The sequence below is a fragment of the Pseudomonas sp. QE6 genome, from assembly GCF_041379005.1.
Lineage (GTDB): Bacteria > Pseudomonadota > Gammaproteobacteria > Pseudomonadales > Pseudomonadaceae > Pseudomonas.
The window spans coordinates 1,295,701-1,310,108 of record NZ_CP166873.1 but is presented as its reverse complement, the minus strand read 5'-3'; the positions used below and the strand labels follow the sequence as shown (position 1 = coordinate 1,310,108).

The following is a 14,408-nucleotide window of genomic DNA, read 5'->3' as shown; positions in this document are numbered from 1 at the left end:
CAAAAATTCACAACACACTCCCACTACCATCTTGGAACTGCATTAAACTAATTCCAGCGTTTTCTGGACAAACCCAAGCACCTTTCTTGTAAGAAAATCATGGCAAGGTCATTAATCTTAAGATGGCTTGATGACGAATCATTCTATAGCTGGTGCGTCAGACACCGGCGATTCTTCGGATATCAATTCGCTGAGACCCCTCTAGCCACAGCGATTGGCACTGGATGGCGCGCTCCTAGACATGACTTCCCTTGCAATCTTTCCGTGTTTGACACGCTCAATATTCCAGAGATTGGCGTCTCCGAAAGAATAATAAAGGAGCGCACTATTTTACCCTTCTTCGCTCCATTTCAATCTGAAGCCAACTTGGACGGAGCCATCAACTCAATGAAGGGCCAACTGCTTGGATCAATCAAATACCGCCTCGGCTTGATTGTAAGTAAATACGGAGCAGAACACCCCCTCAAATTCTGCTCCGCTTGTGCGAAAGAAGATAATGAAAGGCATGGCGTCGCCTATTGGCATCTCAGCCATCAATATCCGGGTTCACTTCTCTGCCTTCCCCATAAAATGGAACTCACGACCTTCAGTCAGAAACGCAAGTGGAACTCCCCCCATTCGTGGGCACTTCCTAATGACGAGTGCAATCACAACACTCAGAAAGGTTATTCATTGCTTGTACAGAATGCACTTACTAGCATTTCAAAGTCTGCTGTTGATCTAGCCAGAGCAGGCTTCGGTCTGACCTTTCAACCTGAGCTGGTCGCTGAGACGTACCGCCAGGAATTACAGCGCCGGCATGAGCTGGGCGAAACGGTTACGGACCTTGAGACGGCCCTGCTTGGACACTTTGATCTCTTGGCGCCATTCCACCCCCTGGATGCTCTTCCAAGGGACCGGGCGGCATTACGGTCGATGCTGCAGCAACTGACGACGACTCCCCGAGGTCACTCCCATCCCCTGAAGCATCTGGCGTTGATCAGCTGGTTGTTTGGAGACCTACAGCACTTCTCAGCAGCCTACCTAGCGGTCGAGGCCGATCATCTGAGGCCCGCTAACGAACCTCAGACATCTCAGCTCGCCCACCACCACGAAACTGCGGCTCTGCCACCAAACACACCGCGAGGCGCACCACGTCCCAAAGTACTCAAAGGAGGCATGAGGTCTGAAGCGTTAAGGCAGCTCACCGAAGGCGCGCTCAAGGCCGAGATCTGTTCGAGCTTTGGAGTGACCATATCGACGGTGAACAAGCTTCTTCGCAGTGCACCAGAGGCCAAAGCTGCATGGCTTAAAGCCAGCTTCACGAGAAGCCAGGTAGAGCATCGAAGGGAGTGGTTATCGATGCAGGAGCTTCATCCTAGCCTTGGTGCCAAGGCCCTTCGCTCGCACGCATCGGCTGTCTACGCCTGGCTCTATAGAAACGACAGATCTTGGCTGCTTCAGCACACAGCCTCGTTGCCGACAGGACGCTGCGGCAATAACTCGAACATAGACTGGAATGCTCGGGACCTCGAACTTGCGTCGGCCGTTCAAGGTGAGATCGCGCGGATGCAGAAGGACGAACCCTGCGCGGCTCCATCACGCGAGCAGCTCTTCATGCAGATCCCCCGTCTCTCGGCCTGTTTAGAGAAGCGAAACCGATACCCCAAAACCCGAGCTCTTCTAGCGACCCTGTGGAAACCACCTGCCCTGGAATCCGCACAAAGGCATTCGCGTCGAAGGCGAGCTACTCACCTAGAGTGAGCGGCGCCTCCGTTGATCCGAGAACCCTTCGACTTTACCTACCCCCGACAGAGAGCGCTTCCAAGCCATGCGGCGCACGATCGCATAGGACAAATCATTCGTTGGGAAGAGCTCTGTATTAGCCGGCCAGCGTGCACCCATCTTGCCCGTAACCTCAGGGCTCGCCACCGTGGGCGTTTTTCGCTCCCGGCTATTTGCCCCCCAAAACGGTACGAATTGAGCACCCACAGAGCTTTCAGCTCATGAGGATAGGAGACTCAATCCACAATGTACGGAGTCTCCATGAGCACACCCAACATCATCGCAATCACCACCGTGTTGGCCATCTACCTCTGGCCTTACCTTAAGAAGAACAAGACTTGGCTGATCTTGCTGCTCGGAGCCATTGCGTGGCAGGGGATGCAGTCTCTATTCGACTGATACCGAATCCGCACAGCAGCGTCGTGAGTCGCGGCGTACGAATGCATTGGAGGCCACGAAGTGCCTTCGTCGAGTCGAAGGCACTTCGTGTTTAGCTGTGCAGCCTCCCTCGGCGCCCTTCATGGGCAGCTGCCTCAGCAATTTCCGCAGACCAGATTTTGTGCCCCAAGACAGCACCCTCGTCCCCTTAAGAATCCCACGAGCACGACGAGCACATCAGCACGCCGAGCACACGGAGAACCACGAGCACACGGTTAACTTTTAACCAATTGTTTTTAAACATAAAAAAAATAAAATCTGCGCGGAATCATGCAAATTGATAACTATGAACTAGGCTGAATCATAGAAACCCAAATCAATATATAGGTCTTTCGATCTGCTTAGATCTGCCTTATCAGCGCGTGTATCCACGGGTTGTCGGCCTGGCCCCACAGGCGGAGACTGGCCCCAACAGCAAGTGAACCAGGAAATGAACATGGCGAATGGAAAGCAGTCCTCGGCAAAGCGCATGAAAATGGCCGAGCGTGCTCAGCAGTTGATGAGCATTCATTTTCCCAACGTCGCACCTATATGGCTCTGGCATCGGAAGACCAACGATGGTTACAGCACCATCCCTCGAACGATGCCAATTGCGATGCAGGCTATCGATATGCAATCCAAAGGGCAGCCAGCAGGACACACTCTCTTCTGCCTTTGGGCTCGTTCTCCCGACCATGCTTTCGTCACTGTTGAACATCCCGCGACGTTTGCCGCGGAGGCGGGTTTTCTAGGTGAGCGAGCTGTCGACACTTGGCGTAGGAGGATGAAAAAGCTCCGTGAGCTGAATTTTATTGCGACTAAGTCAGGGCCATCCGGTGATTTCCACTACGTACTGCTGCTTAACCCGAACGCTGCAGTTGAATGGATGAGGTCGACCGGGAAAGTCCAAGACGTTGTTTATGCACGCTTCATCGACCGTTTGATCGAGGTCGGCGCATACGGTGAGATTGAGGCGTTCAGGCAGACTTGCGAAGCCCAACGAGCTGCAGAGGCCGCTGCTGCAGCTGCTATAGCCGCCACTCCCAAAGCGTCGGCATCGACAAGCACTACAGGTAAGGCGGAGGCCTAAAGGGAGGTCATCATGATCAAAAGAAGGGCCTGCGGGCATCCGGTGCAAGCTTGCCCACCAGGTGCCCATGAAAGGAAGGCCCCAAACTAGGCTGATCTGTGCGAGACGAGACCTAGCTGGGGCCGTGGCAAGCATCACACTGCTGAGAAAGGACGCTAACCAAACTCAGCTTCTGTAGTGTAGCAATGGGAAAGGCCCGCACTCAAAGCGGGCCTTTCTTTATTTGGAGGCCATCACCTTCAGGTGGGTTAGTTAGCAGGCCCCTTCATTGCGTCTGTTGTTGCCTTGATGATCTCTTTGGCCGCTTCAACGCTTATCGGAAGCGGCGCCTGTGGATCATCCTGCTCAGATTTTGGCCGATGGTGGAAGTATCTGAGCAGCGCAATGAGCAGCAGAGTCGGGACGCTCGAGAGCGATACGATGATAGGGATGTCACCTGTGGTGTGAGGCCTCACAGCGGCGAAGAAGTACCAGAGTCCTGCTGAAACTCGAATATTCCCGAAAAAAACGAAGCCCAGCAGCGCCAGGTAGAAAACGACCACCAACCCAACCGTAACGTTGGTCAGACGCTTTTCCCACCGGAACCGCCAAGCTTCCTTTCTCAGATAGTCGCTTATCAAACCAGGGTTATCCGCCTCTCCCAAAGACAGATCGTCGCTCGCCTCGCTCATAGAAGCCCAATCGCCTTCAACCTGAATTCCATGGCAGCTGTCGAGACACCGAAGGCCTTCGCCAGACGAGACAGGTCCGTAACTCTCTGCTCCAGCACCATATGCTTCACCAGCGCCGCAGGCATGAGCAGCGCGGCAGCAAACCTGTTGGCGGCAACCTCTTTGGGGTCACGGGCTTTTGCGCTGAACTGCTCATACGTATCTCGCGGTGCATCGAGATCGCCGTGCACGTGGTGGCCTATCTCGTGGGCAATTGTGAAACGCTGACGCACAGGAGCATCGGTGAAGTTGAAAGTGATCAGAGGCCTACCATCTCGATAGGAATAATGACCGCTTTCATTGGGCCGCCACGTCTCTGGGTCAAACGGAGTGAGAGGCCTGACCTCGATGCCCATTGCCTCAGCAATCGCTCGAGGATTCACGGGGAGCCGACCATCCCAATGCGCCTGAAGGACGTCGTTTGCAGTGCGGTACTCCATGCGGCCTCCTCGTATCAGTGGGTGGTTTATAAAAAATGAGGGGCGATTCTCTACAAGTCAATGCTCTTGGTCAAATTTAAGTTGACAGCTGCAGGACATTTCGTTCTATCGAGAACCATATCACATACTGTATTTAAATACAGTGCTTTAGCGAAGACGCACAAGCCTTCGCCCTCGGCCTTCCACATCTACAGATCAAAGCCCCAGGGACCAGCCAAGAGATGCCTGAGCTGAACCAGCTGCTGCCCCATTGCGGCACTTCGGTCAGTGGCAGGACGGCCCCTGACGGCTTTAGCCTTCCAATAGAGCCCACGAGCAACTGTGGGCTCAACCGGTTGTACCTATAGTCGCTTCACGCCGGTCATTCCTTCGATACACACAGGTCACCAAGTTAGGTTGGGCCCGGCTGCGAAGAGAGGAGATAGTGGGTTGTTCTAGGCGACCAGTTGGAGCTTGGGGAAAAGCTTCAGGAAGTCAGAGGGGATGGTAGCGAGGATAGAACTCACTCGCTCTTTAGGCAGCTCAGCGCTGAGTAGCCCTTCGAGCTGGTCGACCTTTCCCTTGATGCAGGCAGCGCGATCCCACTGCACCACGAACCTTTTGCCCGAGACCTTTTGCTCCACCAGCAGCAGATAGCGAGCCTGATCGTAGGTATACCGCATCGTCACCTGGCTGACCTGGTCGTCTTCATCGACTTCTTGGAAGGTCATCTCGAATTGAGCGCCAGTCGGCGTCTTACGCGAGCTAGACGTCACGTAGGAGTCTTCGAAGATGTTATCGGCCAGATCGCCTGGCTGAACCCCACGCGTGATATGGAGGGTGGTTAGCTCGTCAACGAGCGTTTGAATCGTTTCGAGGCTCATCTCAGCATCCCCCTCAGCTCTACGATGATCACTGCGACATGCTCGATTGACTTGGTAAGGGAGCCGCTATCCCGGTCTGCGACCTTACCAAACTTCTTCGCGAGCTTCGTGTTGATAAAGCTAACCAGTATACCGTCGTTCGGTGTATTGGGCTGAATCATCGGCAAAAGCGGCGCGAATTTCCGATAAAGCGTCGACGATTTTTCAGAAATGCCCAGGTCGCTTAACAGCGTAGCCACCTCATCCTGAGCCTTCTTCGTCAGGATCTCCCGAAGCCTCTTCCGAGCGATTTCAGGACGCTTGGCCACCAGGTTCGGGTCGATAATCTCAGCCGCGCGCTTGGTCTCTGCCTCCACAAGCACGCTTTTCAATCTAGCCAGCGTTTCAGCATCGTACCCTTCGATGTTCGGCAAAGCCTGGATGGTTTGGCTGGCCTTCAGATCGATCTCTGCGCGCTTCTCCGAGAAGATCTTGTTGAAATCGAGATCCTCCAGATAAGAATCCTGGTCGCTGACGAATGCGCTGGATGACGTAACCCCGGCCAGCGATTGGTCCCGCCTGACGTACTCGTCATCAGTAATGATGTACTCGCGAGTGCGCTGGTGCTTCGCGCGATCGACCTCCTTCTGGAACTCACTCCACATTGAGTCCAGGCCGGTCTCTTGGTGATAGATGACTACCGCGTTGTTATCGATCTCGAAGGCGGTGATTTCCTCGGCGGGGATTGCGCGAAGAACTCGCCCAACGATTTGGGCAAATGCGTTGATGCTCCGGTATGGGCGGAACAGCGCCAGAACCGTGAGGTACCTGTGATCGTAGCCCTCCATAAGCATGTTTACGGAGATGACTACATCGCACTCGTGGTTCTCCACAACACGGAAGGCCGCATCCACATCAGAGGCGTCCATATCACTATGCAGGATTGCGGCTCTCAACCCCTGCCCCTGGTACCACCTGAACAGATCCTCGGCATGCGCGATGCTACAACCCACAGCCAGAATCTTGTGAGGGACGTTGGGTGACGCTTTCTTCAAGTCACGAAGGTTCTGCAGGCTCTGCTGGATCACATCCATTGAGCACTCTTCAGAGAGGGCAACACTCCTCTCGATCCACTCGCGATCCTTGAGCTTCAGCACCTCGTCCTTGGAGAACTGCCGGTCGGGATAGTCAGCCAGAGTGAAGAAGAGGCTGTGAGCATTGACCGTTTCCTTGCGCAGCCACTTCACGTACCGGTCCCGCATTACCTCGGAAAGCGGCGTCTCGTGGATGAGCGTCCCTGGGAGCTCTTGATTATCACCTCGGAAAGGAGTGCCCGTAACGAAGATCTTCTTCGCCTTCGAGAAATGCGCGAGCGTTTGTCTCCAGCTGGAGGCCGGAGCGTGGTGCGCTTCATCGACGATGATCAGGTCAAAGAAATCGGCGGGAACGCGCTTGGTAAGTGCAGAACTGCGTTCGCTGTGAATCTGATGGATATTCGAGTAGACGATATGGCTGCTTTCAAGGCTGCTCTGTAGCGTCTGCGACTGATACTCGCAGAGAACTGGCAGGTCATCTCCGCTGAAGATCACGTCGAAGTTGATCCAGAAATTATCCTCTAGCGCGTCCTGAGTTTTGCGGATGCTCTGCTTGGTGACGAGGCCAGGCGTGATGATGAGTACTCGCCCTTTAGCCAGGCCAAACGGAACGATCGAGATCAGCCCACTCTTGCCCGTCCCTGTCGGTAGCACGATGAGAGCATCTTCCGCGGGACTGTTCGCGAAGTGTTCCTGCGCCTTTATGTACGCCTCGATTTGAGGTGAGCGCAGCTTGCTGTTACCGAGGATGTTGACGGCTGTATCAGTAAAATAATTCATGAAAGTCTCTGCAAGAAACTCGGAAGAACCGCGCGCTCACGCTTGTGCGTGACGGAAGGGAGGCATTCGTAGAACCTGCTTCCTTGCGGCGTTCTGAGCATAGAAATATCCATATTTCTGCTTAGAGGAGACGTCAGAGCGTACGGGCAAATACACGATGACGCCTCTGACGGATGTCATCTTTTATCATAATAGCCGATTGATATCGCCAACCACCCATCCGACAGCGCTAGTGAGACTTCGCGATGTTCGATTGCATTCCTACCTGGAGAAGTCATTGCCCGGTCAGCGCGATCGCGCGGCCCGCTATGGCGTAGCACCGGATGGTGTAGCTCCCAGATCAGCAGCTTGTCTCCTTCAGGATTTGGGCGGTAATTACGGGTGTCTTGCATTGATCGTCATCGGACAGTCCATTCGAATAAAGCCCGACCAGTGACGGACGTGAAGAAGGCATTCCTGCCCGGCACAACCGTTTCCTTAGCTCAAACCCCTAGTTTAGCTGTACAGCTAAACTAGGGGTTTGAGCTAAGGAAAAGCAGTATTAGGCAAGTCTCCCGCCGGTTTCCGTCAGTCGTGCCTGGCAGGGCCCGTACGGCTGTGCGTTCGCTAGCGGCCCGCGGCAGGCGTTAGCCAACCCATCACTTCTTCAGCGTAAACATCCTGGCGTCATACACGAATGTGTCCTGCCTGGTGACAACCACCTGTTTGATCGCCGGATGCCTCGGGTTAAGCACAATGTTCCGCTCAAGCGGCATCACCGCCGAAGGCACGATCAGACCCAGCTGGCCCCCTTGGCGCAACCATTGGGTACCAAAGGACATACTGGGCGTATCAGCTGGAAGCGCATTCCACCCTACAGGTAGCTCTGCCTGATTAGGCTTCCAATACAGATCCTCATCATCTGGCAGAGCCCATTCCGTAATCGCCATCGGAATCAAGGGCAGCCCGTTCTGATGAACAAAGGTCTCCAGGACGCAGATAGCCGGGGACAATCCCATGTAAACCGCATCCACCTGTTGCTCGTTCCAACGCCCGCCTTCGATTCCCGCTCCTATGCCAGATAGGTCATTTGCCCGCGATGTCTTGCAGATCCGCCAAGCCCGCATCAGGCCACACCGCCCCATTCGATGGCATGAAGAATTCGCCGAACCTGGCGGGCGCCGAGCTCGGTCAGGCAACGCTGAAACGGTGTTGAGCCCCCCAGGGCACTGTTAGGTGTCGTCATCCAGCACGTAGCCACGCCCTTGTCCTCGAACACCGACTCGGCCAGCACCGAGACCTCCGCTAACCTGTCCAGACGCTCTGACGCCACGACACCAAGCGTGCGCCCCCCCTTAACGGTACGGTCGATCGTTGAGGGCGAAACCTCAAACAGCCTGGCTAAGCCAATCTTGTTGATGTCGAAGGCACGCTGCACTGCAAACAGCCATTGCGTCTTGAAGCCCGCCGCCATGGCCTCTATGCGATCCGCTTCGGACTTCTCGCTCAGGCTATGCGCCAAACGGTAGAAAGCTTCATAGCCCTCCCGCTCGCGCTTCCCCGGCGCAGCCGTCAACTCAATCGAAGGGTTCATGTCCGGCACCTCAAATGACAAATTTTGGAACGTCATTTGATGATACTACACCACCTTTCAAAACAGATCAGTTCTCAAGAGTAAGCGCACGGGATGTGGGCGCGCACTTCCAAGAGAAGGAAGCAGGGTATGCCTAATGAGGGGCTGCTTTGGGTCCAGGCTGTGTGAAAACGGCGAAGTGCTTACACCGGAACCGAATTTGGGGTTAGCCCCCGAAAGTGCACGCGACTAAAGCGACCACTGGCTATTAACCAATGCGTGAGTCTCCTGAAACGGCAGATGGCTGTTTGAGGTGAAGAGCCGCAGGAAAATGGCAGACCTCAGGCCCGCAGTGCCTCCATCGCACCGCTGACGCCGAAGATGCTCATCAGTCGTTTGAGGTTGTAGGCCAGCACATGCAGGCTCATTTCCGTGCTGAATCGGGGCAGCGTTCTGGTCAGGAAGTGCGTCGCGCCCATCCAATGTTTGAGCGTGCCAAACGGGTGCTCCACGGTCTGACGGCGCACGCTCATCATCTCTGGTTCGCGATCTATCGACCGCCGTCTGCACGTTGTAGCCGACTACGCCGCTGCCTTTGCCGCTGGTAGCCATGGAGCGTGCATCCGGATCGGTGAGCGAGACTTGTCCATCCGGTGCTTCGCGTAGCTGCTGCTCCATCTCCTTGAGCGCCTGCATCTGCTGGCGGAGTTTCTCGATTTTATCCTGGAGGCGGCTGGCCTTGGCTTCGGCGACATCGGACTAAGTTCGGTCGGCGGTGTCCATCGCGGCCAGATAACGGTCGATGCTTTTTTCAATCTGCTCCATCCGGGCGCGCAGCTTGCCGTGGGTGAAGTTGCGATCACGGTTGTTGACCGCTTTGAACTTGCTGCCGTCAATGGCCACGAGCGACTGGGAGAACAAATCGAGTTGGCGACACAGCACGACGAACTGCCGGCAGACATTGCGAATGGCTTTGCCGTTGTCACGCCGGAAGTCGGCAATGGTTTTGAAGTCCGGAGCCAGTCGCCCAGTCAGCCACATCAGTTCGAGGTTGCGCTGGCATTCGCGCTCCAGGCGACGGCTGGATTGAATGCGATTGAGGTAGCCGTAGATGTAGACCTTCAACAGCACAGCAGGGTGATAGGACGGTCGCCCAGTCACGGCAGGAGTCACCCCATCGAACTCCAGGGCCACCAAATCCAGTCGCTCGACGAAGGCTTCGACCACGCGGATCGGGTTGTCTTCGGCGACGAAGTCATCCAGGCATTCGGTAAGCAAGCTGACTTGTGTCCGGCTCACCTCTTCGATGAATCGCTTCATACGCCGCCCCCGCTGAGGTTGCTCCAGCAACTCTAGGCGAGGACGACGTTTTCACACAGCCTGGCCCCATTGCGGAGCAACCGCTGGCCAGTTTAGCTTCTCCAAAGAAGGCATTCGTTGCCCAGGACTAGTGAGCTAATCTCGGACACTTGTCGACCGCCCACAATGACAGCCGTGCCCCCATGTGCGTTAGCCCTTCGGTGGGTACAGCTCAGTGGGGTGAAAGCAGCAGGAAGGAAACTGCTCCGCGCTGCACCTTCGAGGGAGTTTCAAATGCAGGTTTTCAGTTCCAGGACCAACCATCAGTGGCTAGAGGCGGCGCCTCCACTGCCAGTCGGTGCTGCAGCCGCAATTCCGGCTGTACCAGGTGCTCCCCAAATTGACGATCCGGCCTTGTCGGAAGCTAAGCGCGCGCTCTCCGACGTACTACGTTGCAGCAACTTGGTTGTCCTTTCTGGGCTGGGAACTTCTCTGTGCGTGCAGCCTGCCACCCAAGGGGGAGGTAAAGCGCCGACTATGCGGGATCTTTGGCAACAGATTCAGGCCAAGCAGGACGCTGCCTCAGTTGCTCGTACGCCTCCTGGCCCCACCTTTATCCAGCTCCTGGAGCTTGTGGGACACCCTCAAAGCATGACAGACATTGAGGCCTTAATGTCTAGGTGTCGCCTTGCCGAGTCCTTCCTTACCGGCGCGGTGAAGGATGAGGTTGTAGGGTTCGTCTCCCTTGCTGAAGCGCACATCATTGCGGCAACAAATTTTGTCGTGCAGAACCACCCCCTGCCTATCCACACAGAGTTCCTTCGCAGAGCAGCACGCCGACCGCAGCGTAAGTCGCGAATGAAGATATTCACCACCAACTACGACCGCTGTTACGAAGAGGCCGGCCGGCAAGGGCGATACGTCGTAGTCGATGGATTTTCCCATACTGCGCCGCCAACCTTCGATGCCATTCACTTCACTTATGAGACGGTACGCCGGTTAGGTGACACCGAATCCTTTGACCCGATTCCCAACTCATTCCTGCTCTACAAGCTGCATGGTTCGGTCGATTGGCAACGTCAGGAGGCCTCGGGCGAAATCACCAAGTGGATGCAGACGGGCAAGCCAGTCCTCATTTATCCGCGCAACTCGAAGTACGAACTGGCATTCGAGCAGCCGTACTTGGAAATGATCAGCGCATTTCAGTCGGCCGTGCGTGAGCCTGACACGGGGATTCTGGTTATTGGCTTTGGATTCAATGACAACCACCTCGCCGAACCCATCATGTCAGCCATCCGCTCCAACCTATCGTTGAAGATTGTGGTGGTGAGTCCGGGGCTGGCCCCATGGAACAATGGCCAGCAGCAGGGCGACGGAGAATGTGCAGCCAACAAGTACCTTGGCCAACTTCGCAACCTCGCAAGTGCTGGTGATGCACGAATCACCCTCCTTAACTGCGGCTTCGAGCAAATGGTCCCGCTTGTGCCAGATCTGGCCGCCGAAACCGACCTCGAGCGTCATGTCGCGAGACTCCGCAACATTGGTGCGGCATGAGCGGCCTCGTCGTATCGCCCTTTGACCGCCAGCGATACGTTGGTTCGGTCTCCGTCGTTCGCCCAGCGTCGGTTGATGTCAATCTCCCTCTAGCGCCTGGCCAAGGAAGTACCCATGTCGCGGGCTACCCGCTGCAGCGAGGCCAGGTGGGCGAGTTTGTCATCATCGAAGGTGAAGAGCATGCCGTACTCGGTCGCATTGTCGAAACCCGGCTCCCTGAACGTGAGCGGCTGACTGTCGAGCCCACTCGCGAGCGCGATACAAATCCTAATCCCTTAGGCGTGGTTCAACTTCTTACTGCAATCGATCTAGAAACGGGGCATGCGCTACGAGGAGTTCCTGTGTCGCCGCGGATCGGTCAACACGTCTTCTCCGCACACCCATTGATCGTTAAACAGGTTGTCGAGTCAGGTGCGACCCCTGATACAAAACGCATCCAACTCGCCAACTTTCCGCATGCTCGCGACACCTTAGTCTCACTTTCGCCCAGCCACCTCCTAGGGCGTCATTGCGCAGTTCTTGGCGCAACTGGCGGAGGCAAAAGCTGGACGTTGGCTCGACTCACTGAGGAGATCGCCCGCCTAGGCGGTAAAGCAATTCTATTCGACGCTACCGGGGAGTTTCAGACCCAAACCGGTGCCGGTATCAGTCATGCTTACCTAGGTGGTCGCAGGACAAACCAGAACGACACGAGGCAATTCCTGAGCTTTCCGTACTGGGACCTGACCGAGTCGGACCTCTTTGTCCTACTGCGCCCAAGCCCGGGGGTTCAGGCTCCCAAACTTAAAGAAGCTCTGCGCAGCCTGAAAATTGCGCATTTGGTCCCAGGGCTCGCAAATGGCGGTTTGATACGTAAGGCCGGGCAGCCCCGCCAACACTTTGAAGCTGCTTGCGTTCAACATGCCTTAGCATTGAATCGACCGGGTGCGTACTTCGACATCACGCAGCTATCAAGCCAAATTTGGGAAGAGTGCGTCTACCCAAGCGGCTTCGGCGCACAAGCCGGAAGCTGGGGCGCGCCCACGCAAAACGAGCAATCTGCCTGCGTTACGCTCTTGTCGCGAATCGAAAGCGAACTGGCTTCTCCCAACCTTGAGTGCCTATTCGCCCCCGCCGGGCTTGCTCCACTCCCTGACGTCGTCAACGCATTTCTGGCCGACCCAAATCAGCGCGTGCTGCGTATCAGCTTGGAATACCTCTCCTTTGAACATAATGCACGTGAGGTCGTCGCGAATGCGGTCGGGCGTTATTTGTTAGGCCTTGCACGGCAAGGGAGATTCCTTGCTGTGCCCCTGGTCGTCATGCTCGACGAGGCGCACCAGTTCCTAGACAAGTCCGTCGGTGATGAATTTACACGGGCAGATTTGGATGCGTTCGGTTTGATCGCCAAGGAAGGTCGAAAGTACTCGTTGACCTGCGTTCTTGCCACCCAACGACCGCGTGATATCCCAGAGGACGTACTGAGCCAGATGGGGATGTTCATCGTTCACCGTCTCATTAACGAGCGGGACCGGCACATCGTTGAGAAAGCATGTGGCGACTTAGATGCGACTGCGGCATCGTTCCTGCCGACGCTGGGACAAGGTGAGGCGATGGTGGTCGGTGTCAGCTCTCCTATGCCTCTGCCGGTCACGATCCGCCGTCCCCTCTACCCACCCAGTTCGCGGTCTGCGGATTACGAAGGACTCTGGGGTTAGTCCCACGTACCGGAGTGAAGTTAAAACACTGGAGAGCGGCCCCTGGTAACTGATGCAAAAGAATCTGACATATTGAAGGATGTGATCAGTTCAATTTTGCCATAATCTACAGAGAGCCTTTAACTGCTCCTGTTATGGATTAAAATTTGTACTGGATTTTTTAGGAAATAAGGGAAACGCATGCGTCTTGTGATGACCTCGGGCCCAGCAACAGTCGTGCAGGTTAACAACATAAATGTGCTGGACAGTAAGGAATCTACTCCGCTGGGCGAAGGCGTTAAGGTGTATCAAGCAGACGACAGAGAGGTTGTTCTAGAAGGGGACTTCTCTGGGTTTCACTTCTACATGATCGTCACCCACACACGCTTTGAAATTTTGCAGAACAGCGTAGGTGTGACCACGCCAGAAAGCTTCCGGGCGGAGATCAGCATGGAATTGGAGCCTGGCGTACACACATCTCATATCCAGAATTTCCATTCATTACTGGTTCCTCTTAAATATGTAAGCGCTGCGAGAATGGGCAGACAACTTGACGGATTCGAACTGGCCCTACCCAGAGATACGAGAAGGTTCTTAAAATGCGACTTACCTTTAATGAGTAGCCGTCGGCTCATCAAGCATCCGCTCATCCCCCTGAATATCGAGTACATCGGTATTGCTGCAACTGGAGAAAGGACGGCACAGAAGCGACTCGGTGAGGGGCACGAGAAACTTCAGGAACTACTGGCTCGTTTACACGCACATGACAGCCCACGCGCCGTGTCATTGTTGCTATATCGCCCAGGCAAACTGGACGACATAAACTGGACTTTCGAGGAAACGGTCGAAATATTCGAGGCTTGCCAGATTCAGAAATTTAAACCGACGCCCTTGAATTCTGAGCATCTGAACTTCCCAAGAAACAAGACGCAGCTGACCGACAAATTAAGATCGTTGGGAGTCTCTGAGATCGAGATCGAACTACAAGCGCCGGACGGGACCGCCATCCACTCCATCTATGCACCGACGCTTGCGGCCAAACACCAGTTTATCGTGCCAGTCCCGTCAATTCGAAAAGGATCAAGCAAATAAAGAAGCAGCTCTCAAGAGCTGCTTTTTATCCTACCCCCTTTTTATACTTATGGATTCTCAGGTCTACGCCCGCGCCCCAAGAGCAGATACTAAAATCT

General features: G+C 55.1%; 12 protein-coding genes and 1 pseudogene. 6 read left to right on the top strand and 7 right to left on the bottom strand.

Annotation, left to right across the window (positions count from 1 at the left end; all coding sequences use genetic code 11):
* Positions 1 to 99 precede the first annotated feature (99 nt).
* From ACAW63_RS05910 to ACAW63_RS05900, 3 genes are all read left to right on the top strand, one after another.
* On the top strand, positions 100 to 1,743 hold the full coding sequence (locus tag ACAW63_RS05910) for a TnsD family Tn7-like transposition protein (RefSeq protein WP_371232346.1): 1,644 nt from the start codon (positions 100 to 102) through the stop codon (positions 1,741 to 1,743).
* Between the two features lie 282 nt (positions 1,744 to 2,025).
* Positions 2,026 to 2,163 carry a hypothetical protein gene (locus tag ACAW63_RS05905; protein ID WP_371232345.1) on the top strand — a complete coding sequence of 46 codons (138 nt, stop codon included), beginning with the start codon at positions 2,026 to 2,028 and terminating at the stop codon, positions 2,161 to 2,163.
* A 475-nt stretch (positions 2,164 to 2,638) separates the two neighbouring features.
* Positions 2,639 to 3,271, top strand: a complete 633-nt coding sequence (locus tag ACAW63_RS05900) for a hypothetical protein (protein WP_371232344.1) — start codon at positions 2,639 to 2,641, stop codon at positions 3,269 to 3,271.
* Between the two features lie 248 nt (positions 3,272 to 3,519).
* Here ACAW63_RS05900 and ACAW63_RS05895 read toward each other — a convergent pair whose 3' ends face one another.
* The 7 genes and pseudogenes from ACAW63_RS05895 to ACAW63_RS05865 all read right to left on the bottom strand — a co-directional run bounded on the left by ACAW63_RS05895 (position 3,520) and on the right by ACAW63_RS05865 (position 10,009).
* Positions 3,520 to 3,942: a hypothetical protein gene (locus ACAW63_RS05895; RefSeq protein ID WP_285887725.1), complete on the bottom strand. Its 423-nt coding sequence runs from the start codon at positions 3,940 to 3,942 to the stop codon at positions 3,520 to 3,522.
* Positions 3,939 to 4,421, bottom strand: coding sequence for an ImmA/IrrE family metallo-endopeptidase (locus ACAW63_RS05890; protein WP_371232341.1), 483 nt, complete (start codon positions 4,419 to 4,421; stop codon positions 3,939 to 3,941). Before ACAW63_RS05890 ends, ACAW63_RS05895 begins: the two co-directional genes overlap by 4 nt.
* A gap of 434 nt (positions 4,422 to 4,855) precedes the next feature.
* The gene (locus ACAW63_RS05885) at positions 4,856 to 5,284 is read right to left on the bottom strand and encodes a hypothetical protein (protein ID WP_371232340.1); all 429 of its coding nucleotides are present in this window, start codon (positions 5,282 to 5,284) and stop codon (positions 4,856 to 4,858) included.
* Positions 5,281 to 7,137: a DEAD/DEAH box helicase gene (locus ACAW63_RS05880; RefSeq protein ID WP_371232339.1), complete on the bottom strand. Its 1,857-nt coding sequence runs from the start codon at positions 7,135 to 7,137 to the stop codon at positions 5,281 to 5,283. The genes ACAW63_RS05885 and ACAW63_RS05880 overlap by 4 nt, the downstream gene beginning before the upstream one ends.
* Before the next feature lie 638 nt (positions 7,138 to 7,775).
* Entirely contained in the window at positions 7,776 to 8,243 is a 468-nt protein-coding gene (locus ACAW63_RS05875) for an RES family NAD+ phosphorylase (RefSeq protein WP_371232337.1), read from the bottom strand.
* On the bottom strand, positions 8,243 to 8,710 hold the full coding sequence (locus ACAW63_RS05870; RefSeq protein WP_371232336.1) for an antitoxin Xre/MbcA/ParS toxin-binding domain-containing protein: 468 nt from the start codon (positions 8,708 to 8,710) through the stop codon (positions 8,243 to 8,245). Before ACAW63_RS05870 ends, ACAW63_RS05875 begins: the two co-directional genes overlap by 1 nt.
* 320 nt (positions 8,711 to 9,030) lie before the next feature.
* Positions 9,031 to 10,009: pseudogene (locus ACAW63_RS05865) on the bottom strand (transposase).
* Positions 10,010 to 10,282: 273 nt separating this feature from the next.
* On the opposite strand from ACAW63_RS05865, the gene ACAW63_RS05860 reads away from it, so the two are divergent.
* From ACAW63_RS05860 to ACAW63_RS05850, 3 genes are all read left to right on the top strand, one after another.
* Positions 10,283 to 11,542 (top strand): SIR2 family protein, encoded by a 1,260-nt coding sequence (locus ACAW63_RS05860; RefSeq protein ID WP_371232334.1) that lies wholly within the window; start codon positions 10,283 to 10,285, stop codon positions 11,540 to 11,542.
* Positions 11,543 to 11,688: 146 nt separating this feature from the next.
* Positions 11,689 to 13,239, top strand: coding sequence for an ATP-binding protein (locus ACAW63_RS05855; RefSeq protein WP_371232332.1), 1,551 nt, complete (start codon positions 11,689 to 11,691; stop codon positions 13,237 to 13,239).
* Between the two features lie 180 nt (positions 13,240 to 13,419).
* The gene (locus tag ACAW63_RS05850) at positions 13,420 to 14,310 is read left to right on the top strand and encodes a hypothetical protein (protein ID WP_371232330.1); all 891 of its coding nucleotides are present in this window, start codon (positions 13,420 to 13,422) and stop codon (positions 14,308 to 14,310) included.
* The last annotated feature ends 98 nt before the right edge of the window (positions 14,311 to 14,408 follow it).

What these genes read in the sequence shown, in the direction of transcription:
- ACAW63_RS05875 (WP_371232337.1), bottom strand. Translation starts at nt 8,243, where the DNA reads ATGCGGGCTTGGCGGATCTGCAAGACATCGCGGGCAAATGACCTATCT.
- ACAW63_RS05890 (WP_371232341.1), bottom strand. Translation starts at nt 4,421, where the DNA reads ATGGAGTACCGCACTGCAAACGACGTCCTTCAGGCGCATTGGGATGGT.
- ACAW63_RS05910 (WP_371232346.1), top strand. Translation starts at nt 100, where the DNA reads ATGGCAAGGTCATTAATCTTAAGATGGCTTGATGACGAATCATTCTAT.
- ACAW63_RS05860 (WP_371232334.1), top strand. Translation starts at nt 10,283, where the DNA reads ATGCAGGTTTTCAGTTCCAGGACCAACCATCAGTGGCTAGAGGCGGCG.
- ACAW63_RS05870 (WP_371232336.1), bottom strand. Translation starts at nt 8,710, where the DNA reads ATGAACCCTTCGATTGAGTTGACGGCTGCGCCGGGGAAGCGCGAGCGG.
- ACAW63_RS05885 (WP_371232340.1), bottom strand. Translation starts at nt 5,284, where the DNA reads ATGAGCCTCGAAACGATTCAAACGCTCGTTGACGAGCTAACCACCCTC.
- ACAW63_RS05900 (WP_371232344.1), top strand. Translation starts at nt 2,639, where the DNA reads ATGGCGAATGGAAAGCAGTCCTCGGCAAAGCGCATGAAAATGGCCGAG.
- ACAW63_RS05905 (WP_371232345.1), top strand. Translation starts at nt 2,026, where the DNA reads ATGAGCACACCCAACATCATCGCAATCACCACCGTGTTGGCCATCTAC.
- ACAW63_RS05880 (WP_371232339.1), bottom strand. Translation starts at nt 7,137, where the DNA reads ATGAATTATTTTACTGATACAGCCGTCAACATCCTCGGTAACAGCAAG.
- ACAW63_RS05850 (WP_371232330.1), top strand. Translation starts at nt 13,420, where the DNA reads ATGCGTCTTGTGATGACCTCGGGCCCAGCAACAGTCGTGCAGGTTAAC.
- ACAW63_RS05895 (WP_285887725.1), bottom strand. Translation starts at nt 3,942, where the DNA reads ATGAGCGAGGCGAGCGACGATCTGTCTTTGGGAGAGGCGGATAACCCT.